Below are 26,170 nucleotides of genomic sequence, written 5' to 3'. Positions count from 1 at the left end.
CCTGGCCTTTCAATACGCTCAGCGTTTCATGAGCTTGATCAGCGAGGAGATCTGCGGCGCGCAGGTCCTGGCGGCTTCCGCTTCAATCTCGCGATAAAGCCGCACGATCTTTTCACCGACAGGTGTGAGCACGCAACCGCCGCCCGCTGAGCCACCGGTTTCCGAAGAGGTTGCGGGCGCCTTGAGCGTGCGGTTCAGTTCGTCGATGAGCAACCACGCCCGCCGGTACGACATGCCCAGGCTGCGCGCGGCAGCCGAGATCGAGCCATGCTCATGCACGGCCTCCAGCAGATCAATTTTCCCGGGCCCGATTGCCACGGCATCGGCCTGGCGAATTCGCATGCGAAAACGCACCTCGGGCTGACGGGATAAGGAAGGAGTCGTTGGATCTTTCACGGATTTGGCCATGCGCGAAAGCATACACGACCCCGACAGGCCCATGCATCCACGGCATTGCTGCGCATCGTGAAGCCGCAGTGCTCAGGCGCGGTGCTCAGATTGATCGCCGAAACAAAAGCCGAAATCTTCACAGCCCGGACACCCTGGCGCCGGCTGCGGCGCTCGCCCGAGCGACAGCGCAAGTTCTCGCGCGAGGAATTTTTTCCAGCGCATTGCGTCGACATTGCGCATCACCAGTGCCGGGAAATACCGGCTGAGCATGTCGGTGACGTCGTCGCGCCCGCCTAGTCCGAGATCGCGCCACAGATGGTCCGGCCGCAAGCACGCATGGGCGATGATCGATGCAAGGCACTCCGCGTCGGCCATGTCGGCGGCGCCGCTCTCCCGGACATGATTTAGCAGGAAGGCCGCAAGCGCGCTGACGAACCCGGCCTGTTCTTCCGAACGGATAACCAGGCTCGCTTTTGGCGGTTGCATTGAGCCAAAGTGCCGACCGTACAACAAGACGAATTGTTCCGCCGATAACCCCAGCAGAGAAGGGTCATCGTGCGCGGCAAGCAAGGTTGCGAACAAAGCGGTGCCGGCGGCATCGGGCGTGGCCGAGGCGGCCAGCAACTGGGCGCGCGTCACGAGCGAATGTGTCATTGCCGGGTAGCGGGAATAGTACTCGAGCGTATAGCCGATTGCGGGGTGTCACGGGAAGGATCAGCTCAAAACCAGTATGCCACGCGCAGCCCGGAGTCAAGTCTGTGTGTTGTGACACCTTACAAATAGCCCGTATCAAGTCAGGGCGTCAAGACCCGCGCCACGATTCGCACAAGCCGCTTCACATGACGGGGAGCCGGAAGAATATCCGCGCCTGAAAACAAAATGGGGACGCCATCCTCGGTGCTAAGCGCCCGGCCTCCGCATTCGTGCGCGACGATGACACGCTCACCCACGGGCGTATTGAACAACTCGTGCCATGAGAAAGTGACCGCGTAGCCATCGTGCGCGACCGCGATAAACACGGTGCGCTTGAACTCGCCCTTAGGCTCGGGCCGCAGTCCGGCTTTCATGATCAAATCCTTCAGCAACACCCCACGATAGGTGTCGACACTCCGGATGAACCGGTTCGTCGTATAGCAACGCAGATCGAACGGATCGGCAACGACGTTCGGTTGCTCCCTGAATTCCGCGAGATCGACGCTCAACGGTCGCAGGAAATCCCCTTCGAGCGATATGACGGCTTTCGCAGGGGTTTCGAGCGCGACTGCGGGGGAATAGGCATCACTCATTTCTCATCCTCCAGGGGCCGGTTTCAGGCGGCTTGTCCGGCATTATATCCACGCGAATATTACGCTGCAGCCGCTGCGGCCAAGTCAGTGGGCGGACTATAGGCAACATACAAATTCGCGCATATGCGCTTCAGGTAAGCCTGAAGGCAGCCCTAAGTACGAACCCTGATCGCTTAAAGCGATATATTGGTGGCCTTGAACCCATGCATGGTTAAGGAAAATACGATGCCCCAGCGTCTCTCTCGTTACGCGCTAACGCTCGCCGCCACCTTGACTGCCGCGGCTGTCATCGTGCTATCCGGTTGCAGCCCGGCGCAAATCGTAAGCGCGCCACAACGCGTCACGCTGGATGCACGGGCAAATGGCATTGCTATCCGTCCGGACGATGGCACGATCTTCATCACCGACGATAAAACCAATAGCGTGCTTTCATCGGTTGACGGCAAGACATTCAAACCGCTCGCCACCATTGCGCCGGTCGGAGACCAAGCAAATGCGCTGAGCCAGGTGAGCATCGCGGATGGCGGTTCATTACTGGTCGGACGATTCGGATTCGGCACGGCAGGCGCCGTATTCGACATTGGCGCGGACCGTTCCGTCTCCGCCCTGTCGGGCACCGACCCAATGCGGCGAAGACTGGGACTTGCCGTCATAGGCACGGGAAAAATACTCTCGACCTGGTTCGTCAAGAACGGCAACAGCCCGGCAACGGGCGGCCTCAGCCTGATCACATACGATGTTTCAAGCCACGCCGCGTCCGAACACAACCTGTTGACCGGACTGGCGAAACCCGTCGGCATAGCCGTGCAAGGCGACAGCGTCTTTATATCGGATCAGACCGACAACATGATCCTGAAGACCAGCCTGTCCGGACTAATCGATCATGCCCAGTCCGGCGGCCTGGGCACAACGGTCATCAAGATCAACGGACCCGACCTGTTGAGCATCGACTCGAACGGCACGCTCTATACAAAATGCAACTCGACGGCAGTCTGCAAGATAAACCCCGATGAATCGGTTGCCGTTATCGCAAACGATTTCGAGGATGCGCGCGGCACCGCTATCGACCGGACGCATCACGTGTTGTACGTCATAGACCGGCCGAAATCCGCTGACAGCGGCAGTACCCTACGCGCTATTCCACTGAACTGACGAACTGAGGAATTGACGCAGCGCGAGCACGAGAAGACTAATCGTCCACGCCGATAATCACGCTCGACGCCTTGAAGATCGCCGTGGCCGCTTTCCCGCTGGCGAGCCCCAAGCGTTGCGCGCTTTCGTTCGTGACAATGGCGGCGACCTGCGCGCCGCCCGCGACAGTAATAATGATTTCGCTATTGACGGCGCCCGGGGTCACGGCCGATACGGTCCCGGCAAAGCAGTTCCTCGCCGATACCTGGCTATCCGCCACATCGACCATCACGATGACCGACGATGCCTTGACCAGCGCAAACGCAGCCTTGCCGGGAGCGAGCCCAAGTGATGTTGCGCTGCCATGCGTGATCACCGCGACAATCTCTAGGCCGTCATTGGCGCGCAGCAGGATCTCGTCATTGACGGCGCCGTGCTTGACGTCCACCACTTCACCGACAAATTGATTTCGGGCGCTTGTTCGCATGTTCATCTCCGGTTGCGGCGTCCTTCGAAGGCGTTGATCACCCCGATCCACCCTGATCTCAGGACGCGCGTTGCTATGGTCACCTGCATTGCAGGCAGGCCACAAGTGTAACCGCACCATGCGGCCCTCTCGATACGAATAGTCGCGCAAAACATGCCGATGGCGTTAGCGGACACGTTGAGTCTCAGCGTAATATAGCGGCCTTTATTACGCCCTTTATCAATGTGGAATCAAAGTGGAGAATCAGATGATCCGTAAGGTGATGGTATCGGTTGCGGTCATGGCCAGCGCGCTCTTGAGCCATGCCGCCATGGCGGATGAAAATGCGGTCAACGTGCTATATGCCGGGTCGCTCGTCAATTTGATGGAGCGCAACGTTGGCCCCGCTTTTGAAAAAGAAACCGGCCTGCACTTCCAGGGCTATGCGGCGGGTTCGAACAAGATCGCCAACGAGATCAAGGGCAAGCTGCGTCGCGGCGACGTGTTCATCAGCGCGAGCCCGAAGGTCAACACGAGCCTGATGGGTGCGGCCAATGGCGAGCACGTGTCGTGGTACGTGACGTTCGCCGAATCGCCGTTGATGATCGGCTATAACCCGCGCAGTAAATTTGCCAACGACTTCAAGACGAAGCGCTGGGACAAGGTCTTGCAGGAACCGGGCATTCGCATTGGCCGGACCGATCCGAAACTGGACCCCAAAGGCGCATTCACGGTCGAGATGGTGACCAAGGCCGCCGATCTTTATCACCAGCCTGATCTGGTCGAGAAGACGCTGGGCGCAGCGGACAATCCCGATCAGGTCCTGCCAGAAGAAACCTTGGTCGGCCGTTTGCAATCCGGGCAACTCGACGGCGGTTTCTTCTATTCAACCGAGACTTCGGACCTGAAGATCCCGTCCATTCGTCCCGCACCCGAATTGCAAGCCAAGGCAAGCTATACGCTCACCATTCTTGGCGATGCACCGAACTCGGCGGGCGCGACCCGCTTCGTCGACTTCCTGCTCAGCGCGAAGGGCCGCGAGTTGCTCAAGGAACATGGTGTCGATGTGATCAAACCCGCGATCACCGGTAACACCCAGGCCATGCCGCCATCCGTCCAGGCGGTGATCGACGCTGCCCAGTGAAGCACGCCGTGAAACGCACCGCCGCGCGACCGCTGTGGTGGCTGGCGGCACTGCTCGCCGTCTATTTGTGCGCGCCTTTCCTTGCGAGCATCCCGCAAGTAGGCGCCGCGGACTGGCACGGCGTGGACTGGCCGAGCACGCTGTCGGCGGTGGCTGTATCGGCGGGCAGCGCGAGCGTCGCGTCGCTCGTCATTCTGTTGGGCGGCGTGCCGCTGGGTTATCTGCTTGCCCGGTCAAATTCGCGCAAGGCGGCGCTGCTCGGTTTTATCGTGCAATTGCCGCTCGCCCTGCCGCCGCTCACGAGCGGCGTCCTGCTGCTGTTTCTTCTCGGTCCCTATAGCTGGGTCGGACAACTGACGGGCGGCGCGCTGACCGACTCGTTCACCGGCATCGTGCTGGCTGAAACGTTTGTCGCGGCGCCATTCCTGATCATCGCGGCGCGTTCCGCATTTGCAGCGGTGGACCCCATGTTCGAGGACGTGGCCGCCACGCTGGGACATCGTGCCGGCAGCCGCTTCTTTCGCGTCACGCTGCCGGTTGCATGGCCTGCAATCAGCGCCGGGCTGGCGCTGGCGTGGCTGCGCGCATTCGGTGAATTCGGCGCGACCGTGATGGTCGCGTATCACCCGTATTCGCTGCCGGTTTATACGTATGTCGTGTTCGGCGGCCAGGGCTTGCCGGCCATGATGCCCTTGCTGCTGCCTACGCTTGCAATTGCCGTTGCATGTGCAGCGTTGTCCATCTATAGCCGCCAAGGCCGCGCTTCGTTGAGCCCGGAACTCATCAATGGCGATGATGCGGAGGACAACGTCCCCGTGCATCCGCTGCTGGATGACGACGATCGCCGCCTGAGCATCGTGCTGAAAAAACGGCTAGGCAGCTTCGATCTCGACATCGAATGGGCGCCGCGGACACGGCGCCTGGCGATCATCGGCACGTCGGGGTCGGGCAAGTCGATGACGTTGCGCCTGATCGCGGGCCTGGAAGCCGGGCAGACGGCTACCGTGACGCTTGGTACGACTCTTCTCGATGCCCTGCCGCCCGAAGAGCGCAGGATCGGTTATATGCCGCAGGACTACGGTCTTTTCCCGCACATGACGGTCGCGCAGCAACTGGCGTTTCCGCTCAGCGCGGATGCGGCAAGCGCGCGGCAATGGGTCGATCAGCTCGGCCTCTCGACGCTGCTGGCCCGCTTGCCCCATGAACTTTCATTCGGTCAGCGGCAGCGCGTGGCGCTGGCTCGGGCGCTCACGCAGCATAGCCAGCTGCTGCTCTTCGACGAACCGTTCGCCGCACTCGATACCCCGCGCCGCCGCCGTCTGCAGCAATCGTTGCGCGCATTGCAACGGGAGATATCGGCGGTCACGGTGATCGTCACCCATGATCCCGATGAAGCCGCACTGCTCGCCGACGAAGTCTTGCTGATCGAGCACGGCCGTGTGCTTCAGGCAGGACCGGTAAGCGATGTCTTCGAGCGCCCCGCTTCATTGCGCGTGGCGCAATTGCTCGGGCTCCACAATGTCGGGCAAGGCCGCCTGATTGAAGCAAACCGGATCGAGCTTGGCGGCGAGTTACGCGTGGACATGGCGGGTAATACTGCAATCCCTGCGGGACACACTGTCATGTGGCGGCTGCCTGCGCTTGCCATCACGCTGTCTGATGAAGGCGCGTTCCAGGGCACGGTTGACGGTATCGAATTGCGGCGCGGAGATCGATACGCACGGCTAATAATCTCCGGTGTCACATTCGATATTCCCAGCGATGACGCGCGCCTCACGACCGGCACATCACATCGGTTCTCGGTGGACATCGGCAAGATAACCATCTGGCTGATTTGACGGGATCGGCTTGCGGTGCACATAAAAAAACCGTCTTGCGACGGTTTTTTTAAGCTGGACACCACGCATGCCTCACACCGTGGTTTCCTCACATGCGCGCGATTCCTCGACGGGGTCGCCATAAAGATGCAGCAGCCGATAGCCGCTCTTGTACACCGGCTGCAAGCGGAAGTGATTGATCGGCTCGATCATCAGTGCAAGCCTCAAGCGCGAAACATGGCTGTCGATGGTCCGCGTGGACTCGCGAAACTCGCGTCCCCAGACCATGGCGAAAATATGATCGCGAGACAACACCCGCCCGATGTTCGAGAAGAACAGCAACGCCAGCCGGAATTGCGTGCCGCTCAGTTGCACGGGTTTGCCCCATACGGTGACGCTCTGCTGGCGCGAATCGAAGCGATACGGGCCCACCTCCGTGATAGCGGCAGTGTTCGCCGGATAGGCGCGCCGCAGCAGCGCTTGTACGCGTGCGCCGAACTCGGCGGAACGCACGGGATGCGTGACGAAGTCGTCCGCACCCGCGGTCAGCGCACGCACCACGTTGCTCTCGCCGCCATCCGCCGTGGCGAACATCACGGGCACGCGCTCGCCGATGCCCGAGCGCATCGATTTCAGCAAATCGAGCCCGGACAAGCCGGTGGAGCGCCAGTCGAGAATCAGCATGTCGACCGTGGAACGGGAGAGCGCTTTCGACATCGACAAACCGTCGCTGAAGGGAACGCAGACATGATTGAGCCGTTCGATGATTGCGCAGACGACGTAGCGGTGCTGGGGATCGGATTGAAGAACTGCGATGCGCATGATGACAGGACCGGTGAACCTGCAAACGGTGACTTCGGCACGTGCTGAAACGACGTCATTGAAGCCACCAAAGAAGGTCTCATGACGCTCCACGAGACCGCTTTAGATGCGCGAATTCTGCGCAGCGGTAACGGGTTGATCTATCGGAAAACTCTTAATTGCTGCGACAAGTCAGTCACAAATGCTTTCAATATGTCTTGCGAAGTCACTGTTTGTGCCGATAGGTAACAGCGTCCGGCCTTTCAAAGCAGGTGCTGCCTGAACGCTATGTCGGGTGGTTTTGAATGGCTTCGCAAGGACGCGCACGGCCGCGAAAAGTCGTGCTGCATATTTCACGAACCACGGAAACGTCGGGCGCTGCGGGCCGATAAGCTGGTCTTCATGAACTCGAACCTTTCCTCCGCACGCGCCGGGCTGAGCACTCGCCAGGCGCTGATCGTCACCACGGCCAGCATGGGTTTCGTGGTCTCTCAACTCGATGTCACGATCGTCAATGTGGCGCTCGCCAGCATTGGACGCGACCTGCACGCGAGCGTGGCGGGCCTGCAGTGGACCGTCGACGCTTACGCGCTCGCCTTCGCCGCGCTGATGCTCTCGGCAGGCGTGCTGGGCGACCGTTTCGGCGCACGCCGTTTGTTCGTCGCGGGCCTGATGCTGTTCGGGGTGGCGTCGGCTGCTTGCGGGTTTGCGATGGACGCGACCCAACTGGTTGCTGCACGCGCATTGCAGGGCATAGGGGCCGCCGCGATGCTGCCCAACTCCCTGGTACTGCTAAACCAGGCTTGCGGTCACGAAGACGGCTTGCGGGCGCGTGCCGTGGGCTTGTGGACGGCAGCGGGCGCAGTCTCGATTGCTGCTGGGCCGATCGTAGGCGGCCTGCTGATTGCGGCGTTCGGCTGGCGCAGCATTTTCTGGGTCAACGTGCCGCTATGCGTAGCAGGGATCGTGGCGACCTATGCGTGGATCGCCGATAAGAAACCGGAGCAACAGGCACAAGCGCGCGGTATCGACTTGCCCGGGCAAATCTTGGCGACCGTTGCGCTGACCGGTTTCGTCGGCGCGATGATCGAACTGCGGCCATTGGGCCTGACGCACCCGCTGGTGATCGGCGGAATTGCCGTGGCGCTGCTCGCGGCCGTGGCGCTTGTGCTGGTCGAACGGCGGGCATCGGCACCCATGCTGCCTCCCGCGTTGTTTCGCAACCGCACGTTCAATTCGGCCACGGTGTTCGGCATCTGCGTGAACCTCACGTATTACGGCATGGTGTTCGTGCTGAGCCTGTACCTGCAGCGCGTGCTTGGCCATACCCCTTTGGAAACCGGGCTCGCGTTCCTGCCGCTCACCGGGGGGTTCCTGTTGTCGAATCTCGCGAGCGGCGTAGTCGTCGCGCGCTTCGGCTCGCGCTTGCCGATGATCGTTGGCGCATTGATCGATGCAACCGGTTTTGCCGCGCTTCTTTTCGTCAATGCGTCCACGCCCGTGGTTGCATTGCTGCTGCCTTTCCTGCTGATTCCGACGGGCATGGGACTCGCCGTTCCCGCGATGACAACCGCCGTGTTGGGCACGGTTGCGCCGGATCGGGCAGGCACGGCGTCGGCTGTGCTGAACACCGCGCGGCAAGCAGGCGGCGCGATAGGCGTCGCCGCGTTTGGCGCGTTGGCGAGTCACTCGGGCATGGCGGAAAGCGCGCAGATCGTGACAGGTGTCAAGGCGTCGGCGGGGGCATCGGTGGCGTTGTTGTTATTCGCCGCCGTCCTCGCGTGGCGGGCGCTCGATAGCAAGCGTGCAAAGGACGATAAAGCACCGCAGGCGATATCGGTTAAATGTGGCTCGGGGGCGCGCCACTGAGCGTGACGCAAGCACGCCAAGGGCGCCGGGAACGCTCGTTGCGTCCGGTTTGTTACACGCACTTCCCGTGCAACGCGCGGTCCGCCGACCGCTAGTGAGGAACAGGACATGTCCACGCCGCCGCCGGACCCCACCTACCTGCCGATCGAACCCGATCCCGATGAATTGCTCGACCCCGATTCACCGCCGCCTCCGGACGATCCCGACTCACCCGATGGTCCGGATTCAGCAACGCCGCTGGTACCTGCGGATCCGAACAACGGTACACCGCGTCTTTGATTTTGCAGTCCCGGATCAGCAGAAAAATGCCCGCCTGTGTTTAACCGGCGGACATTTTTTCGGCTGGGCTTTGTGGTCTTTTATGGCCTTTTTTTGGGGCCGATGACGCGCAAATCAAAGGGTCGTTGTCAGGATTTCGCCCGATGCGAGCGCTCGTTCGATCAACCCTTCCTGCTGTGCCTTGCGCACGGCTTCAGCGACGAACGTTTCCGGCGCTTCGACCTCGGCCTTGATCGCGCCGATGATCCCTGAAGCCTCGACAATCACCAGCGACTTCGCCGAATCCGCCCGGCTGATGATGACGCGTTGCGGGCTGCCGCCGTCTGCGATGGTTGCACAGAATTGCTCCGGCTTGCCATCGATGGTTTGTTCGAAAGTTTGAATCATCGCGAGGGTTCGCCTGTAGTAATGGAGGTCGAGCCAGGGCACGCATAAAACGTTCCGCACCCTGTTCGTTTATTGTTAATCATCTGATGATTAACCAACGCGTCTGTCTTCAGCGTTATTCCGAAGACCGTTGAACCTCCAATTTCTCGTAGCCTCGTTCAACAAATCACATCGCTTCGGTCCTCGCAACACGCTCTGTCAAAGTAACTTTTGCCGTGTTAATTAAGCCCCGGGAGAAAAGATACCTTCGTCCTACCCTAAATCTGCCGCCTCGCTTGCCGTTAAGGTCTAGGACAGCTTTATTCAAACGAAGCCCAACAAAATCAAGCGGAGAGAGCATGTTTGTTGTCATTGGCTGGGTCGTGGTCATCGGGTCGGTGATCGGCAGTTTCCTGGGCGTAGGCGGTCATCTGGCCGCACTGTTCCAACCCTTCGAGTTGCTGTGCATCTTTGGCGCAGCAATAGGTGCGTTCGTCGTTTCGAATCCTGTGGCGACGCTCAAGAAGACGCTCAAGGCCATCCCCACTGCGTTCAAAGCGGGCGGCTACTCGAAGGAAAAGTACGTGCAGCTCATCGCGCTGCTGTACGAGCTGCTTCAGAAGGCGCGCAAGGAAGGGATGATGGCGCTAGAGGTCGACGTGGAAGCGCCGGAGAATAGCCCTACGTTCAAGAAGTACGAACACGTGCTGAACGATCATCATCTGCTGGAATTCATCGTCGACTACCTGCGCATGATGTCGAGCGGCAACATCAACGCGCTCGAGATGCAGGACCTGATGGACGAAGAACTCGAGACGCATCACACGGAGACAGCGCTGGCAGGCGGCGCCATCCAGAAGATGGCCGACGGCCTGCCCGCGTTCGGTATTGTCGCGGCCGTGATGGGCGTCGTGCATACCATGGGTTCGGTGGGCGCGGCGCCCGCGATTCTTGGCGAAATGATCGCAGGCGCGCTGGTCGGCACCTTCCTCGGCATCCTGCTCGCTTATGGTTTCTTCGGGCCGCTCGCCGATCTGCTGGCTGCAAAAGGACAGGCCGAAGCCAAGCCATTCCAGTGCGTGAAGTCCGTGCTGCTCGCGTCGATGAACGGCTATGCACCGGCGATCGCTGTTGAGTTCGGGCGCAAGGTATTGTTCACCGTGGATCGCCCGACCTTCAAGGAACTCGACGAAGCCGTCCGCGCCACCAAGCAGACGAAGTCAGCATGACGAGCCTGTCCCGCCCGGCGCGCATCCCCCGCATAGCGCACATGACCCAAAGGTTCGCTCATGGCTGACAACTCCTCTCGCGACCCCATGCAGTCGGTGCTTTCGCCGACCGTGGTAGTGAAACGCAAGAAGAAATCCGGACACGGCGGCCATCATGGCGGCGCATGGAAGATCGCCTACGCGGACTTCGTCACGGCCATGATGGCGTTCTTCCTGCTCATGTGGCTGCTCGGCTCGACCTCGAAGTACGACAAGCAGGGGATTGAAGACTATTTCAACGCGCCACTGTCGACGGTATTCGGCGGCAAGGACGGCAGCGGCGCCGCACGCTCGAGCGTGATCCAGGGCGGCGGGCGCGATCTCTCCAGTTCGCGTCCGGGAGAGGCGACCAAGAGCCAGACACAGCCGTTGCCGAAGACGACCGTGCGCGCGGCCGCGGAAGCGGCCGCGAAGGAAGACGCGCAGCGCCTGAAGCAACTCAAGCAGAAGCTCAGCGCGTTGATCGAACGCACGCCGGCGCTTGCCGCGTACAAGGATCAGATCCGCATCGACATCACGAGCGAAGGCTTGCGCATCGAGATCGTCGACTCACTCAAGCGGCCGATGTTCCCTTCAGGCAGCGCGAAGCTGGAATCGTACGTGGTGACCATCCTCGGGCAGATCGGCTCCTCGCTCAACGACGTGGACAACCGCGTGTCGATCGCCGGACACACGGACGCCGTGCCGTACTCGGGCGGTCAGGCAGGTTATTCGAACTGGGAGTTGTCGAGCGAACGGGCAAACGCTGCACGCCGCGCGTTGATTGCAGGGGGGATGAACGAAGGCAAGATCCTGCAAGTGCGCGGACTCGCCGATGTATTGCCGCTCAACAAGGCCGTCGCCGACGAACCGACCAACCGGCGCATCAGCATCCTGGTGCTGAACAAGGCGGCTGAACAGACCTTCTTCGCGGACGGCGGGCGCACTGCCGTGGATGAATCGCAACCGGCCAGCTCAACGATTCCAGCGGCCGCTGGGTCGAAGGTGGCAAGTTCAATCATTCCTGCGGCTGCCGGATCGAAGGCGGCAAGCAGCGTGATCCCTGCGGCCATGCTGTCGAAGCCCGCAAGCGCCGCGTCTTTGGCGGCCGTCAGGTCCCAGATCACAGATGCCGTGACTTCGGCGCAAGCGGCCGAGCACCCGGCGAAGCCGCTTGCTGCGCCGGCAACCGCCACGGCCGCCTTAAAAGGCTAGCACGCTGCAGTGAGCGGCGGCGATCCGCCAGCCGCTCTGCGTCTCCACCCACATGCGCGTGTAGCGCAAGTCGGCCGAGAGCGGCACCCCGCCAAATTGGCCGGCGAGCGCCGCATGCGTGAGCGTCACCGCGCTCTTGTCGTACACGCGCACCGTCTGTTCCTTGATCTCCAGCCGCTCGATCCGCTGTATCCCATGGCGATGCGCGTTCAGGTCGTCGGCCTTACTCCACACCCTGCCTGTTGCATCGACGAACGTGAGGTCGTCGGCTAGCAGCGCATCGAGCACATCCACGTCCGATGCAAGCATGGCATCCCGCAATCGCCCTTCCAGTTCCGCAATCACGCTCTCTGTCATCGCTTCGTTCCTGGCTTGAAGGTGAGCCGCCAGCATAGCGCAATGACTTGCTGAAGCATGCTCCCGCGCCCTCCCCGCATAGCGTCCGAAGCCCATCGACGAGCGGCATTGTCAGGGTCGATACGTCAGCCAATTAGTCGTCGTGCAACCGCTCCAGAACCTTACCGGAAGTATTTTTTCTGTAGTCGTTGCTTAAAAACAACTGTCATCTACCTTACACACGGCTTAGCTAAAGTCCGCCCGTCGCCAGCTACGGACCGTCAGAGTCCGATGCCGCGCATCACTTGTTTGCACGAACTTAGTTGCGTCATTCATTCGCGTCAATCATTTGTATCGCTTACTCACACCCACGCTCAGGGAGAACGTTTTGAACCGTAAAACACTGCTCGCCACTGCTGCAACGGCGGCATTCGCTGCATTTGCTACTTCCGCTCAAGCTCAAAGCAGCGTCACGCTCTACGGCCTCATCGACGCCGGTATCAGCTATGTGAACCACAGCGCTGCGGGCACGGGCAGCTCGAAGAATTTCAAGTATGACGATGGCGTGTCGCAAGGCAGCCGTTGGGGCCTGCGCGGTGCTGAAGACCTGGGCGGCGGCCTGAAGGCGATCTTCACGTTGGAGAGCGGCTTCAATAGCGGCAACGGCACGCTCGGCCAGGGCGGCGCGGAATTCGGCCGCCAAGCGTTTGTCGGGATTTCGAAGTCGGATATCGGCTCGGTGACCCTCGGCCGGCAATACACGTTCTCGACCGATTACCTCGGCGGTTCGTATTCCATCGGCGGCCAGACGGTTGCAGGCAACTACGCGTATCACATCAACGACGTCGACCAGCTCACGTCGAGCCGCATCAACAACTCGATCAAGTTCAGCAGCGCGAACTTCCACGGCGTGACGTTCGGCGGCTTGTACGGTTTCTCGAACCAGGCCGGCGCATTCGAAGGCTCGCCCACGACCACGACCGCAGGCGTCACGACGCAAGGTTCGTCGCGCGCATACAGCTTCGGCGTGAACTACGCCGGCGGCCCGTTCGGTATTGGCGCGGCTTACACGGACATCCACTACCCGGGCTCGTCGACGCCGGCGTTCAGCACGAGCATTGCGAACGTGGCGACGGGCGGTTCGAAGGATCTGCGCACATACGGTATTGGCGCGAGCTACAAGTTCGCTGCTGCAACGGTGTTCGGCCTCTGGACCAACACGCGCTTTGAATCCATCACGGGCGCGACGTCGAAGTTCAACGCGTATGAAATCGGCGGCAAGTATGCGTTCACGCCGGCTCTCACGGGCGGCCTCGGCTACACGTACATGAAGCTCACCGACGCCGCGAAGGGCAAGTGGAACCAGGTCGACGCAAGCGTGGACTACGCGCTGAGCAAGCGTACCGATGTCTACGTGCTGGGTATCTATCAACATGCGTCGGGTTCGAATGGCAACACGCCGGTGCAAGCGCAGATCGGTTCGAGCACGAGTTACTTCGGCACGTCGGGTGGCGGTTCGAACGAACAGATCGCTGCACGCGTGGGTATTCGCCACAAGTTCTAAAGCAGCTTTTAGATGTTGAAACGGGCCACTGGGATGGATTCATTCCCAGTGGCCCGTTTTCCATTCGGCGCCTGAAACACCAGGCGTCCAAAAACTATCAGAGCACCTTGTTTTTATCGAGCGACTTGCCCGTTGCCGCGTTATAGCGCTCGACGTATTCCTCCATCAGCTTGCGCATCGCGCGGCCGATTGCCTTGTAGTCGCTCTCGTTAAGGTTTGCGAGCGATACGCGTCCCGACGGATGCTGCGTGCCAAAGCCGCGCCCCGGCAAGAGCACCACGCGTGCTTCCTTCGCAAGCCGGAACAGCAGCTCTGAGGGCTCGGTGTTCTCGAAGAGCCATGTGACGAACTCCGGCCCATACGCACGATTGCCGAGGAATTCGAGGTCGATGATGGTGTAGTAATCGACCTGGTTCACGTCGCTGTCGTCAAACGAAATCCCGATCTCCTTGTACAACGCCTCCTTGCGGCCGCGAATCAGGCGCTTGAGCGCGTTCTTGTAGGCCTCGGGGGTATCCATCAGCGCGAAGAGCGAGAACAGCACCATCTGCACTTGCTGAGGCGTGGAGAGCCCGGCCGTGTGGTTCAGCGCGACGGTGCGGCTGTCGGCCACCAGGCGGTCGATGAACTTCAGGTTCTCCGGCTCGGTGGTGATCGACTCATAGCGCTCATGCAATTCCTTGCGCTGTTCCTTCGGCAGCTTGCGGATCAGTTCATCGATCACGTTCTCGCGATGCATCGCGATCGTGCCGAGCCGCCAGCCCGTCGCGCCGAAGTACTTCGAATACGAATACACGAGGATGGTGTTCTTCGGACACAGCGCGAACAGCGAGACGAAGTCATCGGCGAAGGTGCCATATACGTCGTCGGTCAGCAGGATCAGGTCCGGCCGTTCCTTCACGATCTGCGCGATGTATTCCAGGCTTTCGGTATTCATCTTGACGGAGGGCGGATTGCTCGGATTCACGAGGAAGAACGCCTTCACCTTCGGATCGCGCAGCTTGTCGAGCTCCTTCTTCGAGTACTGCCAGCCGAGCTCCACGTCGGCATCCAGATTGACTACGTTCAACTGGTAATCGTTGAGCGTCGGGATCTCTATGTAGGGCGTAAAGATGGGCGAGCCGAGCGCGATGGTGTCGCCGGGTTTGATCAGGTGATTCTCGCGCATCGTGTTGAAAATGTAGGTCATGGCGGCGGTCCCGCCTTCAGTCGCGAAGATATCGAAGTCGCCAACGAACGGGTGTTTGCCGATCATTTCCTTCTTGAGGTAGTGCGCCACAATCACCTCCGACAACTTCAGCATCCGGTCCGGCACCGGATAGTTCGACGCAAGAATCCCCTCGCACATTTCGTACAGGAATTCGCTGCCGTTAAGACCGAGCTGGTCGCGCACATATGACAGCACGCCACGCAGGAAGTCGATGCCGGGAACGCCCTTGTTGTCGCGCGCAAAGATTTCAAAGCGCTCTTCCAGCCCTTCGCGCTTCGGAAAGCCGCCCAGCCCTTCGGGCATGTGGGCGAACGAGCGCTCCGACTCTCGCATGGCGAAAAGGCCGAGTTGCCAGAAGCCGTGGCGTGGAATGGTGGCGAGGAAGTTGGGGTTGCCCCGGCCTGCGTTGAGCATGGCCGCGTTGGCCGGACGCTCGACCGCGCCGCCGCCGGCAGCCTTGATCAATTCGTCCTTGAGTTCGAACGGGCTGAGCGCCGCGATCTTGGATTGTTCCTGCGAGCCCGCCTTTGTAGATTTTGCCATCCAACACCTCCAGAAATGATCGACTGCTTGAAAGAGCGACGTTCCCGGGGAAACGTCAGTCCCTTTGGGATAAAAGCGGCAATGAATTTTCAGGTTATGCGTCTTTGATTGCAGATGCTTATCAGGATACTAAACCGCACCTCGTGAACTGATATTCGCAACCGGGCTGGAAGTCAATGCACGACTTGGCTTATGCATTATGAGCAGGATAATTTTGAGCAATGAAATAATCCAGGCTTCCTCCGCCAAGCCTGCGAGTTAATAGTCCGGGGGAGAAAACGTCAGGCGTAATCGGTGGATCTTTTGTGACGGGGCTTGCCGCTGCAGCTTTTTTGCTGGCATCGGCAGCGAGCGATTTCATCACAAGCATTTAAATAGCCGCGATCCTTCATCCGTGTTGCCGAACGCAATAAAATATCAGAGCCGCACGTGATTTTCACTTCAAGAACAGAAACATAACAGACTTGCTACTCAATTCAATCCAGGTCACCGGGGTTTCTTTAACCATTCGACAAACCCGGGTAAATATCCAGCCTGTCAGTGCACTGAATATGCTGGCATGTGCCATGCGGGATCAATAGCCGCTCTTGAGCTACTCGCTTACCACTTGCAGGCCGCCAAGCTGCGCAAGCCACTTAAACTGTCCATAATCTGCCCGGCAAAGCGGCAGGCGGTTTCCTCATGGTGTCCGGACATACGCTGGATGCCACGCTCGCAAACTGAACCACACAACGGCTTAATGCGCATGCCAACTCGAAACAAGAAGTCCGAAGACTCATCACCTCATCCTTCCCTGAGCGGTTTCGTACGAGTCAGGGGCGCCCGTGAGCACAACCTGCGCAACATCGATGTCGACATCCCGCGCGACGCGCTCGTCGTCTTTACCGGCGTCTCGGGATCGGGCAAGTCGTCATTGGCGTTCGGCACGCTCTATGCCGAAGCGCAGCGCCGTTATTTCGAATCGGTCGCGCCCTATGCGCGTCGCCTCATCGATCAGGTCGGGGTTCCGGAAGTGGATTCCATCGAGGGCTTGCCGCCCGCTGTCGCTCTGCAGCAGCAACGCGGTACGCCCAACGCACGCTCGTCGGTGGGCAGCGTGACCACGCTGTCCAGCCTCGTGCGCATGCTGTACTCGCGCACCGGCGCCTACCCGGCGAAACAGCCCATGCTGTTCGCCGAGGATTTCTCGCCGAACACCGTGCAAGGAGCGTGTCCCACGTGTCACGGTCTGGGACGCGTCTACGAGGTGACCGAGCAATCGATGGTGCCCGACGACTCGCTGACTATCCGTGAGCGCGCAGTCGCTGCGTGGCCGCCGGCATGGCATGGTCAGAACCTGCGCGACATCCTGGTCACGCTGGGGTTCGACGTCGACAAACCATGGCGCGACTTGCCGAAGAAAGACCGCGACTGGATCCTGTTCACGGACGAGACGCCAAGCGCTCCCGTGTATGCCGGCATGACGCCGCAAGAGACACGCGCGGCGCTCAAGCGCCACGCGGAACCGAGCTACCAGGGCACGTTTACAGGCGCACGACGCTATGTGCTGCACACATTCGCCAACACGCAAAGCGCGTTGATGAAGAAACGCGTGTCGCGTTTCATGGTGAGCAGCGCATGCCCGTCGTGCCATGGCAAGCGATTGAAGCCCGAGGCATTGTCCGTGACGTTCGCGGGACTGGATATAGGCGAGTTATCGCAGATGCCGCTCGCCCGTGTCGCCGATGTCTTGCGGCCTGTTGCTCGCGGCGAAGCACCAGAGGGCGCAAACATGTCGATATCGGCAGCGGCAGCGCCATCGGCCGGCGAGATATTGAGCAAAGACGAGATGCGGGCAGCCGTCGCGCGACGGGTCGCGTCCGGCGGCTCGGAACACAAGGCATCTCCCGATATCAGACGGACTACGAATCAATCCAGGGAGAAGCAGGTTGCGGCCCAGCGGATTGCAAACGAGTTGCTCGAACGCCTGAGCACGCTGATCGATCTCGGCCTGGGGTATCTGGCGCTGGACCGGGGCACGCCGACCTTGTCTTCGGGCGAGTTGCAGCGGCTTCGGCTTGCGACGCAACTCGCCTCGCAGTTGTTCGGGGTGATCTATGTCCTCGATGAACCCTCCGCCGGTCTTCACCCCGCCGATGGCGAAGCGTTGTTCAGCGCGTTGCGGCGCCTGAAGGCCGCAGGCAATTCCCTGTTCGTGGTCGAGCATGACCTGGAGATGATGCGCCGGGCGGACTGGCTGGTGGATGTGGGTCCGGCCGCGGGCACGGCGGGCGGAGAGATTGTATATAGCGGACCGCCGGCCGGTCTGGCGGACATCGAGGAATCGCAAACGCGGCTGCATCTGTTTGGAGATTACCGGCCGACACCGCGTTCAAAGCGCACGCCGGTGGACTGGCTGCGGCTCGAGAAGGTGACGCGTAATAACTTGCACGATCTCGACGTCGCTTTCCCGCTCGGCTGCTTCACGACGGTCACGGGGGTTTCGGGCTCGGGCAAATCCAGCCTCGTCAGCCAGGCGCTGCCCGAGTTGGTCGCGCAACGGCTTGGCCGGCCGATCGCAGCAGAAACGGATGAAGAGCGCGATCCGCTGCTGGATGTCGAGGACATCCCGACCGGCGGCGAGATAACGGCGGGGATGGAGAGAATCCGGCGGCTGGTTCGTGTCGATCAGAAGCCTATAGGACGCACGCCGCGTTCGAATCTTGCGACCTACACCGGCCTCTTCGATCACGTGCGCAAGTTGTTCGCCCAGACGCCCGCGGCGCATCGTCGCCGTTATGATGCGGGCCGGTTCTCGTTCAATGTGGCGAAGGGCCGGTGCCCGACCTGCGAGGGCGAGGGATTCGTGAGCGTCGAACTGCTGTTCATGCCGAGCGTGTATGCACCGTGTTCAACGTGCGCAGGAACGCGCTACAACCCGGAGACGCTGGAGATCGAGTGGCAAGGGAAGAATATTTCGGACGTACTGCAGATGACCGTGGATACGGCATACACGTTCTTTGTCGATGAGCCGCAGATCATGCGCGCGTTGACCGTGCTCAAGGACATTGGACTGGGTTATTTGCGCCTGGGCCAACCGGCGACTGAATTGTCCGGCGGCGAGGCGCAGCGCATCAAGCTCGCGACCGAACTTCAGCGAGCGCAGCGGGGCGAGACGCTTTACATCCTGGATGAACCCACGACGGGACTGCATTCCACGGACAGCGACCGCTTGCTGATTCAATTGCAAGGGCTGGTCGATGCAGGTAACACCGTGATTGTCGTCGAGCACGACATGCGGGTGGCGGCCCAAAGTGACTGGGTCATCGACATTGGCCCCGGCGCGGGCGAGGAAGGCGGAAAGGTGGTCGTCAGCGGCACGCCGGAACACGTGGTGAAGCGCGGCAAAACCGGCCATACGTCGAGGTATCTGAAGGCCTGCCTGTCCTGAGCGCTTGTTCAAGGGCGAAACCAATAAAAAAACAGCCGGCGACTCCATAAGAGCCACCGGCTGCCGCAAGCCAAAACCGGAACGCTTAGTCCATGGTCTCGAGTGTCGGATAGTCCGTGTACCCTTCGGTACCGCGAGCGTAGAACGTCTCTGGGATCGGCGCATTCAACGCTGCATCGCTTTCGAAGCGTTTCACGAGATCGGGGTTGGCGATGAACAACTGTCCCCACGCGACGGCATCGGCGTCACCACGGTCGAGCGCCGCCTGGGCGCTTTCCTTGGTGAACTTCTCGTTAGCGATATAAACGCCGCCGAAGTCGCGCTTCAACTGCGGTCCGATCGAGTCTTCGCCCACGCGTTCACGTGCGGCAATGAAGGCGATCTTGCGTTTGCCCAGCTCACGTGCAACGTAGCCGAAGGTCGCAGCGCGATCGCTGTCGCCCATGCTGTGCGAATCGGCGCGCGGCGCGAGGTGCATGCCAACCCGGTCAGCGCCCCACACGTCAATAGCTGCGTCGACCACTTCGAGCATCAGGCGTGCGCGATTTTCGATCGAGCCGCCGTAGATGTCCGTGCGTTGGTTCGTGCTGTCCTGGAGGAATTGGTCAAGCAAATAACCGTTCGCGCCGTGCACTTCAACGCCATCGAAACCGGCAAGCTTTGCGTTCTCGGCACCCTTGCGGAAAGCTGCAACCACCCCTTTGATCTCGTCGAGTTCGAGTGCGCGCGGCGTCACGAATGCGCGCTGCGGCCGCACCAGGCTCACATTGCCTTGCGCCGCAATTGCGCTCGGCGCGACAGGCAAGTCGCCGTTGAGGAAGATCGGGTCCGAGATCCGGCCGACGTGCCACAGTTGCAGCAGGATCGTGCCGCCTGCGTCGTGGACCGCTTTCGTCACGAGCTTCCAGCCTTCGACCTGCTCGTCCGACCAGATGCCCGGCGTTTCAGCGTAACCCACGCCCTGGGGCGTGACTGAAGTCGCTTCACTCAGGATCATGCCGGCTGCGGCGCGTTCGGCGTAATACTGCGCCATCAACGCGTTGGGCACACGTTCAACACCTGCGCGCTGACGCGTAAGCGGCGCCATGATGACGCGGTTACGAAGATTGAAGGCACCAACTTTGAGCGGGTCGAAAAGATTTGGCATTTTTAAAGTATTCCTAAATAGGTTGTAGTGACAATCAGCAACCGGAACAAGGTGAACAAGCTGAAGCGTCAGAGGCCGTTGGAGGCCGTTAAAGCCCGTTATGAAGCTGATCCAGAAACGCCTGAATGACCGCTTCGTCGCGCCTGAAAAATATCCACTGCCCAACCCGCTTGGAGGTCACCAAACCCGCTTTGTGAAGCGTGGCCAGGTGAGCCGACACAGTGGATTGAGACATATCGCAACGCGCGTCGATCTGACCCGCGCATACGCCATTCACGAGCGGAAACTGCTGCTCCGGGAAGTAGATCTCTGGCTCCTTGAGCCACGCGAGAATCTCGCGGCGCACAGGATTGGCCAGGGCCTTGTGAATGGCGTCGATATCCATGAAAAACGGCTTTAAGTAGAATCGCGATGAACCGAAGTATATTTCGTAAAAATACGATATGCAAGCAACCCACTCCGCCGATAGGGGTAATCCCGAGTCCCAACGCTTGCCCTTTCCTCTTCAGGCCGTTTTGCGCTTATACCGCAGCCAGACCGCGTCAGGAGCGACCTGCTCGACCGATGCAAGCGTCAGATACGCCGGACCTTTCCATGCATCCATCGCGACCTCGAATGACGACGGATGCTCGCTGCGGCCATCCACGAGCGGCAGGATCAGCACGCTCACCTCATCCACCAGACCGGCATTCACGAATGCGCCGCTTACGTGCGAGCCGCCTTCCACGATCAGCTTCTTCACGCCCAGCTCGCGTTCAAGCGTATTGACTACCTCAGCCAGGTCGATCTCCGTCTTGCCGCCCAAAACATAGGACACGTCAATCGACTGAAGATAAGCGAGGAAGTCATCGCAGACCTGCTCCGTCACCACTTCGATCACGTGCGACTTCAAGGCGGTATTCGACTTCCATTCAACCAGTCCTTTCGGATCAATGGAAATGGCGTACTGATCCGCGCCGCGTTGGGCGAAGTGGTTTGTGCGAGGAACAGCCTGCTTCGCGAGGCCCTTCGGATAACCTTCTCCGTGCGCGATTTCCTGCATCGTGACGCGGCCGCAAATCCAGCCATCGGCTTCAAAGGTGCCGGCGGTGTTCTCGTAGAGATCGGACGCAAAGTCCAGATGCCATCCGTCGGTAAGACTGCGGCCATCGATGGAAGACATCATGTGGCAAACAATATAGGGCTTCATCGGCGTCGGTCCGGGCGTTGGGGAAACCGAGCGATGCAGCAAGTAGTGTTCCGCGCCGCTAGCCGAGGGGAGCAGCACCGAACCTTCCGGAACGCCGGAACGCGACGGCATCGAAGGGACGCGCGTGGTCTCGTTCGTCCCCTGGATCGCGCGGCACGGCTCGAACGCAGCCAGTAACCCTTATCTCCTTACCGCTCTTCGAGCACCGAGAAAATATTGCCCGCCGGGTCCTTGAACCAGGCAATCACCGGGCCTTCGGAGCCACGGCAGATCCCCTTGGCATCGGTCTTGAGACTCGGCATGTCGTAGTGTTCGAAATTCACGCCGCGTGCGCTCAGCGTGTCGACTGCCTGGTCCACGCTATCGACCGGGAAGTTCAGCACCGTGTACGTCGCCGGCACATGATCGTGCTTGGGATAGACCAGTACGTTGTTGCCCCCGGCCAGATGCAGTTTGAGTATGCCCATGGGCTCGCTCGTCACCTCGAGCCCGAGGGTCTCGCTGTAAAACGCCTTCGCTTCAGCAAGATCCTTCACTGCGAAGCCGCTGAACGCGGGGCTGTCCTTCAATAGTGTTTGCATCGTTTGCTCCTTCAAGCAGGCGCTCAAATGGGCGCTCAAATGGCAGTGTCCGACCACGACGCGCGCAATTCCTTGACCGGCCGCACTTCAACACCGCCCAGGCGCGCGCCGGGAAAGCCGGAAGCCACGCGCATGGCTTCATTCATGTCGCGTGCCTCGATCAGAAGAAAGCCGCCCACCTGCTCCTTGGTCTCGGCGAATGGGCCGTCGGTGATCGAGACATGTTCGCCGCGGACCCGCAACGTGACCGCTTCCTTCGCGGACTGAAGCGCCTGCGCCGCGATGAAATGATTGCCCTCTCGAAGGCGTTCGTCGTATGCCAGGGATTCGTCGACCAGCGCGTCGTACTGTCGTTTCGACAGGTCGTCGAGCACACGTTCGTCAAAGAAAATGAGGCACAGGAATTTCATCGATGTCTCCGGTCAGGGGTGGCTTCACCCGATAGACGCGCGAGCGGGATCGAAATCGACAGAAAACGGCTGCGAAAAAGTATCGAAATGTAACGGACGGGACAAGGGCGCCCGGCCGGCTCTGCGCCAGGCTGAATTCTTATGCGACGATCGGCGGGATGCCCGGGGCTCGGCGGGTCTGTTAATCTGCGCCTTTCTTTCCGCCGACAAGACTTCGAACCATGCAACAGGATCTCCCTTTCAACGAACGAGGTATTACGTTTGCCCGCGCCGGCCTGAGCGCGTCGGGGCAGTTGTTTCCGTTACGCGATTTGCGCGGCGCAACGGTGGTGATGGTGCCGCGGCAGAAGCCCTTGCCCATTGCGCTGGGTGTGATCGGTCTGATCGTGGCGGTGACGGGAGGAATTCTTGGCTCGGGACCGGCGTTGCTGCTGGGCGTGATGATCGCGGTGGTGGGATATCTGTCGTGGATTACGCAGGACGTGATCTACAGGATGTATGTGACAACACCGGCAGGCGAGCGTGAGGTGTTCACGACGAAGGACGAGGAGTTCGCGCAGCGCGTGGCGAAGCTGGTGCGCGAAAGTATTCCTGCGGCGCCGACGTCTGCGCCCCCAGCTGCGCCCGCATCTATTTAACGCTTTCTTTACACGGACCGCAGCGATCGATGCCCGTTGTTAATGCGGCGCTGGCTAAAGTGGTGTTGTTCCCACCACCGCCCGTCGCGAGACGGCGCACCATCCGATGCTTCAGGCAAGCGTTGCTTCCCCGGTCCGATCCCATTCTGTCCCTGCCGCCCAGCCGTTCGTGCGGCCCACGCGAAAACTTCACACGGTAGTTGCGTTCGATCTCATCCTGCCGGGGCTTGACTCCAGCGGGCCGCGCCGCGTCTTGCAGAAGGCGCTGGGGGGTGAGGCCCGCATGCAGGTGGTCGCGACAGATCGCCGGCATGAATGCGTCACGCTGCACGTTGAAGTGCCTTCGCGGACGCTGAGTGATGTGATCGGGGTGGTGACTTCCCGGTTCGAGCGGGCCACCTTGGGCCACGCGACCACGTTCACGCTGCGGCGTTAATTTGAGTTTTGGTTTAATTTGCTCGCGCCGGCGGCCGTCCGACATCCCGTGCACTGGCGCGAGCCAAAACCTGATCAAACGCTAGACAATCAAAGGCTCGACATGCCAGATATGCCTGGCGTACTCCGCAATCGTCCGGTCTGACGAAAAAATCCCCATCCCCGCGACGTTTTCAATCGCACTGCGCGTCCACGCTTCCTTGTCGAGGAACTTCGCGTCGACGTCGGCCTGAGCTTTGTCGAAACTGTCGAAGTCAGCGAGCACCATGTAATGGTCGCCCCAATCCACCAGCGTATGGAAGATGTCGTAGAACCGATGCGGCTGGTCCGGCGAAAAATGCCCAAGCCGAATCTGGTCCAGCGCCATCTTCAGTTCCGGGTTCTCTTCGTAGATATGCCGCGGCCTGTATCCGGTCGCCCGCAGCGCATCGATCTCTTCAGTCGAGTGCCCAAAGATGAACATGTTCTCGCGCCCGACAGCATCGCAGATCTCGATGTTCGCGCCATCCAGCGTCCCGATAGTCAACGCCCCGTTCAACGCGAGCTTCATATTGCCCGTGCCCGACGCTTCAGTTCCGGCCATCGAAATCTGCTGCGATAAATCCGCCGCCGGAATGATCAGTTCGGCCACGCTCACGCCGTAGTTCGGGATGAAGCCGACCTTCAGCCGGTCACCAATCAACGGGTCGTTGTTGACCTTCTCCGACACGTCGTTGATCAACTTGATGATCGTCTTGGCCATCTTGTACGCCGACGCCGCCTTGCCGGCGAACATCACCACGCGCGGTGTCCACGCCTTCTCCGGCTGCTCGCGGATCCGGTTGTACCGCACGATCACGTGCAGGATGTTAAGCAGCTGCCGCTTGTATTCGTGGATGCGCTTCACCTGCAAATCGAACAGCGCGTTCGGGTCGATGATCGCCCCCGTCTCAAGCTTCGCGCGCGCGGCCAGCCGGACCTTGCTGGCGAACTTCGCGTCATGGAAAGCTTTGGTGAACTCGGGATCATCGCGCCATTCACGCAGCCGGGCCAGCTCGAACAAATCGGTTCGCCAGCGCGGTCCAAGCCGTTCATCGATTAACGACGACAGCTTCGGACTCGCCTGCGACAACCACCGGCGCGGCGTGATGCCGTTCGTCACGTTAGTGAAACGCTCGGGGTACATGCGCGCGAAATCGGCGAAGATGTTTTGCGTCATCAACTGCGAATGCAGCTTCGACACACCATTCACCGTGTGGCTCGCAACAATCGCCAGATGCGCCATGCGCACACGCCGCTGACCATATTCATCCACCAGCGAAATGCGGCGGATCAGGTCGACGTCGCGCCCGAACTTCTCACCCACCTGCTTGAGAAAATCCGCGTTGATGTCGAAGATGATCTCGAGGTGGCGCGGCAACAGCCGCGCCAGCATTTCCACGTCCCAGGTTTCCAGCGCCTCGGGCATCAGCGTGTGGTTCGTGTACGAGAACATCTGTTGCACGAGCTTCCAGGCCTTCTCCCACGGCAAATGATGGATATCGACCAGCAAACGCATCAGTTCGGGAATGGCCAGCACCGGATGAGTGTCGTTCAGATGCACCGCGACCTTCTCCGCCAGCCGCCCAAAATGCGTGTGCGTGCGTTGATAGCGGCGGATCAGATCCTGCATCGTCGCGGACACAAAGAAGTATTCCTGACGCAAACGCAGTTCGCGGCCGGCCTGCGTGGAGTCGTCCGGATACAGCAGGCGTGATACGTGTTCCGAGGTGTTCTTGGCTTCCACCGAGCGGCGGTAATCGCCCTGGTTGAACGCGGACAGGTCGAATTCATCGGTCGCCCGCGCCGACCAGAGCCGCAATGTATTGGTCGCGGTCGTGGCGAAACCGGGGATCACGGTGTCGTACGCCATGGCGTTCACGTGTTCCGTGTCGATCCATTCGGTGCGGTCGCCGTGACGTACCGTACTGCCGCCGAAATGGATCACGTAATTCACTTCCGGGCGCGGAAACTCCCACGCATTGCCCGCACGCAGCCAGTAATCGGGCGTCTCGACCTGATTTCCGTCCACGATCGTCTGCCGGAACATGCCGTATTCATAACGGATGCCGTAACCAAAACCGGGAATGCCGACAGTCGCCATGGAGTCGAGAAAACACGCGGCAAGGCGGCCCAGGCCGCCGTTGCCGAGCGCGGCATCGGGCTCCAGGTTCTCGAGGGTGTTCAAGTCGATGCCAAGGCCGGCAAGGGCGTCACGGACTTCGTCGTGGATGCCGAGCGCAAGCAAAGCATTGGTAAAAGTCCGGCCGATGAGGAACTCCATCGACAGGTAATAAACACGCTTGACGTCCTGCTCGTACTGCTGGCGCGTGGTTTTCATCCAGCGCGCCACCAGCCGGTCGCGGACCGCCAGTTCAGCGGCATGAAGCCAGTCGCGCGGCTGCGCGGTGACGGCATCCTTGCCGACTCCGTACATGAGACGGTTGGAAATGGAGCGCCTGAGCGCATCGACGGTGCTGTTCAGCTGTTCGAATTCCAGGTCGACGGATGTCATCGAACTCTCCAGAAATGCATTGCTGGACAACGCGCTAGGTGCGAGCCGCGTTCTGTCAAGCGGGACGGGGCCGGGTGAACAGGCAGGTTACGCTATTTTTATTTTTTTGGTAATGGCCCCGGCCGCCGTGGAATTGGCACGAC

Annotated in this window: 25 protein-coding genes and 1 pseudogene; 11 read left to right on the top strand and 15 right to left on the bottom strand. The window is 60.4% G+C overall.

The genetic code is table 11. The features are described from left to right. Nucleotides 1-18: 18 nt before the first annotated feature. From ACSOSP_RS37925 to ACSOSP_RS37915, 3 genes are all read right to left on the bottom strand, one after another. A complete protein-coding gene (locus tag ACSOSP_RS37925) occupies nucleotides 19-342 on the bottom strand; it encodes a winged helix-turn-helix domain-containing protein (RefSeq protein ID WP_455314148.1) in 324 nt (107 codons plus the stop codon). 138 nt (nucleotides 343-480) lie between these two features. Next, entirely contained in the window at nucleotides 481-1,044 is a 564-nt protein-coding gene (locus tag ACSOSP_RS37920) for a nitrogen fixation protein NifQ (RefSeq protein ID WP_455314147.1), read from the bottom strand. 140 nt (nucleotides 1,045-1,184) lie between these two features. Continuing rightward, nucleotides 1,185-1,676: a molybdopterin-dependent oxidoreductase gene (locus ACSOSP_RS37915; protein ID WP_455314146.1), complete on the bottom strand. Its 492-nt coding sequence runs from the start codon at nucleotides 1,674-1,676 to the stop codon at nucleotides 1,185-1,187. 225 nt (nucleotides 1,677-1,901) lie between these two features. Here ACSOSP_RS37915 and ACSOSP_RS37910 point away from each other — a divergent pair, with 225 nt between their 5' ends. Beyond that, the gene (locus ACSOSP_RS37910) at nucleotides 1,902-2,828 is read left to right on the top strand and encodes a hypothetical protein (RefSeq protein ID WP_455314145.1); all 927 of its coding nucleotides are present in this window, start codon (nucleotides 1,902-1,904) and stop codon (nucleotides 2,826-2,828) included. Nucleotides 2,829-2,865: 37 nt separating this feature from the next. On the opposite strand, the gene ACSOSP_RS37905 is transcribed toward ACSOSP_RS37910, so the two are convergent. Further along, nucleotides 2,866-3,294 carry a TOBE domain-containing protein gene (locus ACSOSP_RS37905; RefSeq protein ID WP_455314144.1) on the bottom strand — a complete coding sequence of 143 codons (429 nt, stop codon included), beginning with the start codon at nucleotides 3,292-3,294 and terminating at the stop codon, nucleotides 2,866-2,868. Between the two features lie 247 nt (nucleotides 3,295-3,541). On the opposite strand from ACSOSP_RS37905, the gene ACSOSP_RS37900 reads away from it, so the two are divergent. After that, nucleotides 3,542-4,417, top strand: a complete 876-nt coding sequence (locus tag ACSOSP_RS37900) for an extracellular solute-binding protein (RefSeq protein WP_455314143.1) — start codon at nucleotides 3,542-3,544, stop codon at nucleotides 4,415-4,417. Between the two features lie 8 nt (nucleotides 4,418-4,425). Beyond that, nucleotides 4,426-6,255 (top strand): ABC transporter ATP-binding protein/permease, encoded by a 1,830-nt coding sequence (locus tag ACSOSP_RS37895; RefSeq protein WP_455314142.1) that lies wholly within the window; start codon nucleotides 4,426-4,428, stop codon nucleotides 6,253-6,255. Between the two features lie 72 nt (nucleotides 6,256-6,327). Here ACSOSP_RS37895 and ACSOSP_RS37890 read toward each other — a convergent pair whose 3' ends face one another. Then, nucleotides 6,328-7,056, bottom strand: coding sequence for a response regulator transcription factor (locus ACSOSP_RS37890; RefSeq protein WP_455314141.1), 729 nt, complete (start codon nucleotides 7,054-7,056; stop codon nucleotides 6,328-6,330). Between the two features lie 381 nt (nucleotides 7,057-7,437). Here ACSOSP_RS37890 and ACSOSP_RS37885 point away from each other — a divergent pair, with 381 nt between their 5' ends. Beyond that, entirely contained in the window at nucleotides 7,438-8,904 is a 1,467-nt protein-coding gene (locus ACSOSP_RS37885) for an MFS transporter (protein ID WP_455314140.1), read from the top strand. 108 nt (nucleotides 8,905-9,012) lie between these two features. Further along, nucleotides 9,013-9,183 carry a hypothetical protein gene (locus ACSOSP_RS37880; RefSeq protein WP_455314139.1) on the top strand — a complete coding sequence of 57 codons (171 nt, stop codon included), beginning with the start codon at nucleotides 9,013-9,015 and terminating at the stop codon, nucleotides 9,181-9,183. Nucleotides 9,184-9,297: 114 nt separating this feature from the next. Here the strand turns inward: ACSOSP_RS37880 and ACSOSP_RS37875 are convergent, their stop codons facing one another. Continuing rightward, nucleotides 9,298-9,570, bottom strand: a complete 273-nt coding sequence (locus tag ACSOSP_RS37875; protein WP_455314138.1) for a hypothetical protein — start codon at nucleotides 9,568-9,570, stop codon at nucleotides 9,298-9,300. Between the two features lie 338 nt (nucleotides 9,571-9,908). On the opposite strand from ACSOSP_RS37875, the gene motA reads away from it, so the two are divergent. Together motA and motB are read left to right on the top strand one after the other, a co-directional pair. After that, nucleotides 9,909-10,778, top strand: a complete 870-nt coding sequence (motA, locus tag ACSOSP_RS37870; protein ID WP_455314137.1) for a flagellar motor stator protein MotA — start codon at nucleotides 9,909-9,911, stop codon at nucleotides 10,776-10,778. 60 nt (nucleotides 10,779-10,838) lie between these two features. Next, nucleotides 10,839-11,792 (top strand): annotated as a pseudogene (gene motB / locus ACSOSP_RS37865) (flagellar motor protein MotB); the annotation flags it as partial. 207 nt (nucleotides 11,793-11,999) lie between these two features. Here motB and ACSOSP_RS37860 read toward each other — a convergent pair. Then, a complete protein-coding gene (locus tag ACSOSP_RS37860) occupies nucleotides 12,000-12,368 on the bottom strand; it encodes a nuclear transport factor 2 family protein (RefSeq protein WP_455314136.1) in 369 nt (122 codons plus the stop codon). A gap of 367 nt (nucleotides 12,369-12,735) precedes the next feature. Here ACSOSP_RS37860 and ACSOSP_RS37855 point away from each other — a divergent pair, with 367 nt between their 5' ends. Further along, on the top strand, nucleotides 12,736-13,911 hold the full coding sequence (locus ACSOSP_RS37855) for a porin (RefSeq protein ID WP_455314135.1): 1,176 nt from the start codon (nucleotides 12,736-12,738) through the stop codon (nucleotides 13,909-13,911). 97 nt (nucleotides 13,912-14,008) lie between these two features. Here ACSOSP_RS37855 and ACSOSP_RS37850 read toward each other — a convergent pair whose 3' ends face one another. Together ACSOSP_RS37850 and ACSOSP_RS37845 are read right to left on the bottom strand one after the other, a co-directional pair. After that, a complete protein-coding gene (locus ACSOSP_RS37850) occupies nucleotides 14,009-15,664 on the bottom strand; it encodes a bifunctional aspartate transaminase/aspartate 4-decarboxylase (RefSeq protein WP_455314134.1) in 1,656 nt (551 codons plus the stop codon). A 190-nt stretch (nucleotides 15,665-15,854) separates the two neighbouring features. Next, a complete protein-coding gene (locus ACSOSP_RS37845) occupies nucleotides 15,855-16,034 on the bottom strand; it encodes a hypothetical protein (protein ID WP_455314133.1) in 180 nt (59 codons plus the stop codon). A gap of 375 nt (nucleotides 16,035-16,409) precedes the next feature. Here ACSOSP_RS37845 and ACSOSP_RS37840 point away from each other — a divergent pair, with 375 nt between their 5' ends. Further along, nucleotides 16,410-19,094, top strand: a complete 2,685-nt coding sequence (locus ACSOSP_RS37840; RefSeq protein WP_455314132.1) for an excinuclease ABC subunit A — start codon at nucleotides 16,410-16,412, stop codon at nucleotides 19,092-19,094. 85 nt (nucleotides 19,095-19,179) lie between these two features. Here ACSOSP_RS37840 and ACSOSP_RS37835 read toward each other — a convergent pair whose 3' ends face one another. The 5 genes from ACSOSP_RS37835 to ACSOSP_RS37815 all read right to left on the bottom strand — a co-directional run bounded on the left by ACSOSP_RS37835 (nucleotide 19,180) and on the right by ACSOSP_RS37815 (nucleotide 22,421). Next, nucleotides 19,180-20,241, bottom strand: a complete 1,062-nt coding sequence (locus tag ACSOSP_RS37835) for an alkene reductase (protein WP_455314131.1) — start codon at nucleotides 20,239-20,241, stop codon at nucleotides 19,180-19,182. 88 nt (nucleotides 20,242-20,329) lie between these two features. Next, complete coding sequence (locus tag ACSOSP_RS37830; RefSeq protein WP_455314130.1) at nucleotides 20,330-20,626, bottom strand: ArsR/SmtB family transcription factor; 297 nt, start codon at nucleotides 20,624-20,626, stop codon at nucleotides 20,330-20,332. A gap of 120 nt (nucleotides 20,627-20,746) precedes the next feature. Further along, complete coding sequence (locus ACSOSP_RS37825; RefSeq protein ID WP_455315362.1) at nucleotides 20,747-21,430, bottom strand: dihydrofolate reductase family protein; 684 nt, start codon at nucleotides 21,428-21,430, stop codon at nucleotides 20,747-20,749. A 188-nt stretch (nucleotides 21,431-21,618) separates the two neighbouring features. After that, complete coding sequence (locus ACSOSP_RS37820) at nucleotides 21,619-22,011, bottom strand: VOC family protein (protein ID WP_455314129.1); 393 nt, start codon at nucleotides 22,009-22,011, stop codon at nucleotides 21,619-21,621. Nucleotides 22,012-22,046: 35 nt separating this feature from the next. After that, on the bottom strand, nucleotides 22,047-22,421 hold the full coding sequence (locus ACSOSP_RS37815) for a YciI family protein (RefSeq protein ID WP_455314128.1): 375 nt from the start codon (nucleotides 22,419-22,421) through the stop codon (nucleotides 22,047-22,049). A gap of 221 nt (nucleotides 22,422-22,642) precedes the next feature. Between ACSOSP_RS37815 and ACSOSP_RS37810 the strand changes: the two genes are divergently transcribed. After that, nucleotides 22,643-23,059: a DUF6232 family protein gene (locus ACSOSP_RS37810; protein WP_455314127.1), complete on the top strand. Its 417-nt coding sequence runs from the start codon at nucleotides 22,643-22,645 to the stop codon at nucleotides 23,057-23,059. 106 nt (nucleotides 23,060-23,165) lie between these two features. Continuing rightward, the gene (locus tag ACSOSP_RS37805; protein ID WP_455314126.1) at nucleotides 23,166-23,495 is read left to right on the top strand and encodes a hypothetical protein; all 330 of its coding nucleotides are present in this window, start codon (nucleotides 23,166-23,168) and stop codon (nucleotides 23,493-23,495) included. An 81-nt stretch (nucleotides 23,496-23,576) separates the two neighbouring features. Here ACSOSP_RS37805 and ACSOSP_RS37800 read toward each other — a convergent pair whose 3' ends face one another. Further along, nucleotides 23,577-26,027, bottom strand: coding sequence for a glycogen/starch/alpha-glucan phosphorylase (locus tag ACSOSP_RS37800; protein ID WP_455314125.1), 2,451 nt, complete (start codon nucleotides 26,025-26,027; stop codon nucleotides 23,577-23,579). Nucleotides 26,028-26,170 lie beyond the last annotated feature (143 nt).

Source organism: Caballeronia sp. KNU42 (assembly GCF_053760385.1).
The sequence above is the reverse complement of the archived record's forward strand: the minus strand, read 5'-3'. Positions and strand labels throughout refer to the sequence as shown.

Excerpts from the sequence above, each read along its gene's own strand:
- ACSOSP_RS37920 (WP_455314147.1), bottom strand. The coding sequence starts at position 1,044 with ATGACACATTCGCTCGTGACGCGCGCCCAGTTGCTGGCCGCCTCGGCC.
- ACSOSP_RS37905 (WP_455314144.1), bottom strand. The coding sequence starts at position 3,294 with ATGCGAACAAGCGCCCGAAATCAATTTGTCGGTGAAGTGGTGGACGTC.
- ACSOSP_RS37850 (WP_455314134.1), bottom strand. The coding sequence starts at position 15,664 with ATGGCAAAATCTACAAAGGCGGGCTCGCAGGAACAATCCAAGATCGCG.
- ACSOSP_RS37830 (WP_455314130.1), bottom strand. The coding sequence starts at position 20,626 with ATGGATATCGACGCCATTCACAAGGCCCTGGCCAATCCTGTGCGCCGC.
- ACSOSP_RS37925 (WP_455314148.1), bottom strand. The coding sequence starts at position 342 with ATGCGAATTCGCCAGGCCGATGCCGTGGCAATCGGGCCCGGGAAAATT.
- ACSOSP_RS37915 (WP_455314146.1), bottom strand. The coding sequence starts at position 1,676 with ATGAGTGATGCCTATTCCCCCGCAGTCGCGCTCGAAACCCCTGCGAAA.
- ACSOSP_RS37910 (WP_455314145.1), top strand. The coding sequence starts at position 1,902 with ATGCCCCAGCGTCTCTCTCGTTACGCGCTAACGCTCGCCGCCACCTTG.
- ACSOSP_RS37800 (WP_455314125.1), bottom strand. The coding sequence starts at position 26,027 with ATGACATCCGTCGACCTGGAATTCGAACAGCTGAACAGCACCGTCGAT.
- ACSOSP_RS37815 (WP_455314128.1), bottom strand. The coding sequence starts at position 22,421 with ATGAAATTCCTGTGCCTCATTTTCTTTGACGAACGTGTGCTCGACGAC.
- ACSOSP_RS37890 (WP_455314141.1), bottom strand. The coding sequence starts at position 7,056 with ATGCGCATCGCAGTTCTTCAATCCGATCCCCAGCACCGCTACGTCGTC.
- ACSOSP_RS37820 (WP_455314129.1), bottom strand. The coding sequence starts at position 22,011 with ATGCAAACACTATTGAAGGACAGCCCCGCGTTCAGCGGCTTCGCAGTG.
- ACSOSP_RS37825 (WP_455315362.1), bottom strand. The coding sequence starts at position 21,430 with ATGAAGCCCTATATTGTTTGCCACATGATGTCTTCCATCGATGGCCGC.
- ACSOSP_RS37875 (WP_455314138.1), bottom strand. The coding sequence starts at position 9,570 with ATGATTCAAACTTTCGAACAAACCATCGATGGCAAGCCGGAGCAATTC.
- ACSOSP_RS37860 (WP_455314136.1), bottom strand. The coding sequence starts at position 12,368 with ATGACAGAGAGCGTGATTGCGGAACTGGAAGGGCGATTGCGGGATGCC.
- ACSOSP_RS37840 (WP_455314132.1), top strand. The coding sequence starts at position 16,410 with ATGCCAACTCGAAACAAGAAGTCCGAAGACTCATCACCTCATCCTTCC.
- ACSOSP_RS37900 (WP_455314143.1), top strand. The coding sequence starts at position 3,542 with ATGATCCGTAAGGTGATGGTATCGGTTGCGGTCATGGCCAGCGCGCTC.
- ACSOSP_RS37885 (WP_455314140.1), top strand. The coding sequence starts at position 7,438 with ATGAACTCGAACCTTTCCTCCGCACGCGCCGGGCTGAGCACTCGCCAG.
- ACSOSP_RS37845 (WP_455314133.1), bottom strand. The coding sequence starts at position 16,034 with ATGCTTGTGATGAAATCGCTCGCTGCCGATGCCAGCAAAAAAGCTGCA.
- motA (WP_455314137.1), top strand. The coding sequence starts at position 9,909 with ATGTTTGTTGTCATTGGCTGGGTCGTGGTCATCGGGTCGGTGATCGGC.
- ACSOSP_RS37835 (WP_455314131.1), bottom strand. The coding sequence starts at position 20,241 with ATGCCAAATCTTTTCGACCCGCTCAAAGTTGGTGCCTTCAATCTTCGT.
- ACSOSP_RS37805 (WP_455314126.1), top strand. The coding sequence starts at position 23,166 with ATGCTTCAGGCAAGCGTTGCTTCCCCGGTCCGATCCCATTCTGTCCCT.
- ACSOSP_RS37810 (WP_455314127.1), top strand. The coding sequence starts at position 22,643 with ATGCAACAGGATCTCCCTTTCAACGAACGAGGTATTACGTTTGCCCGC.
- ACSOSP_RS37880 (WP_455314139.1), top strand. The coding sequence starts at position 9,013 with ATGTCCACGCCGCCGCCGGACCCCACCTACCTGCCGATCGAACCCGAT.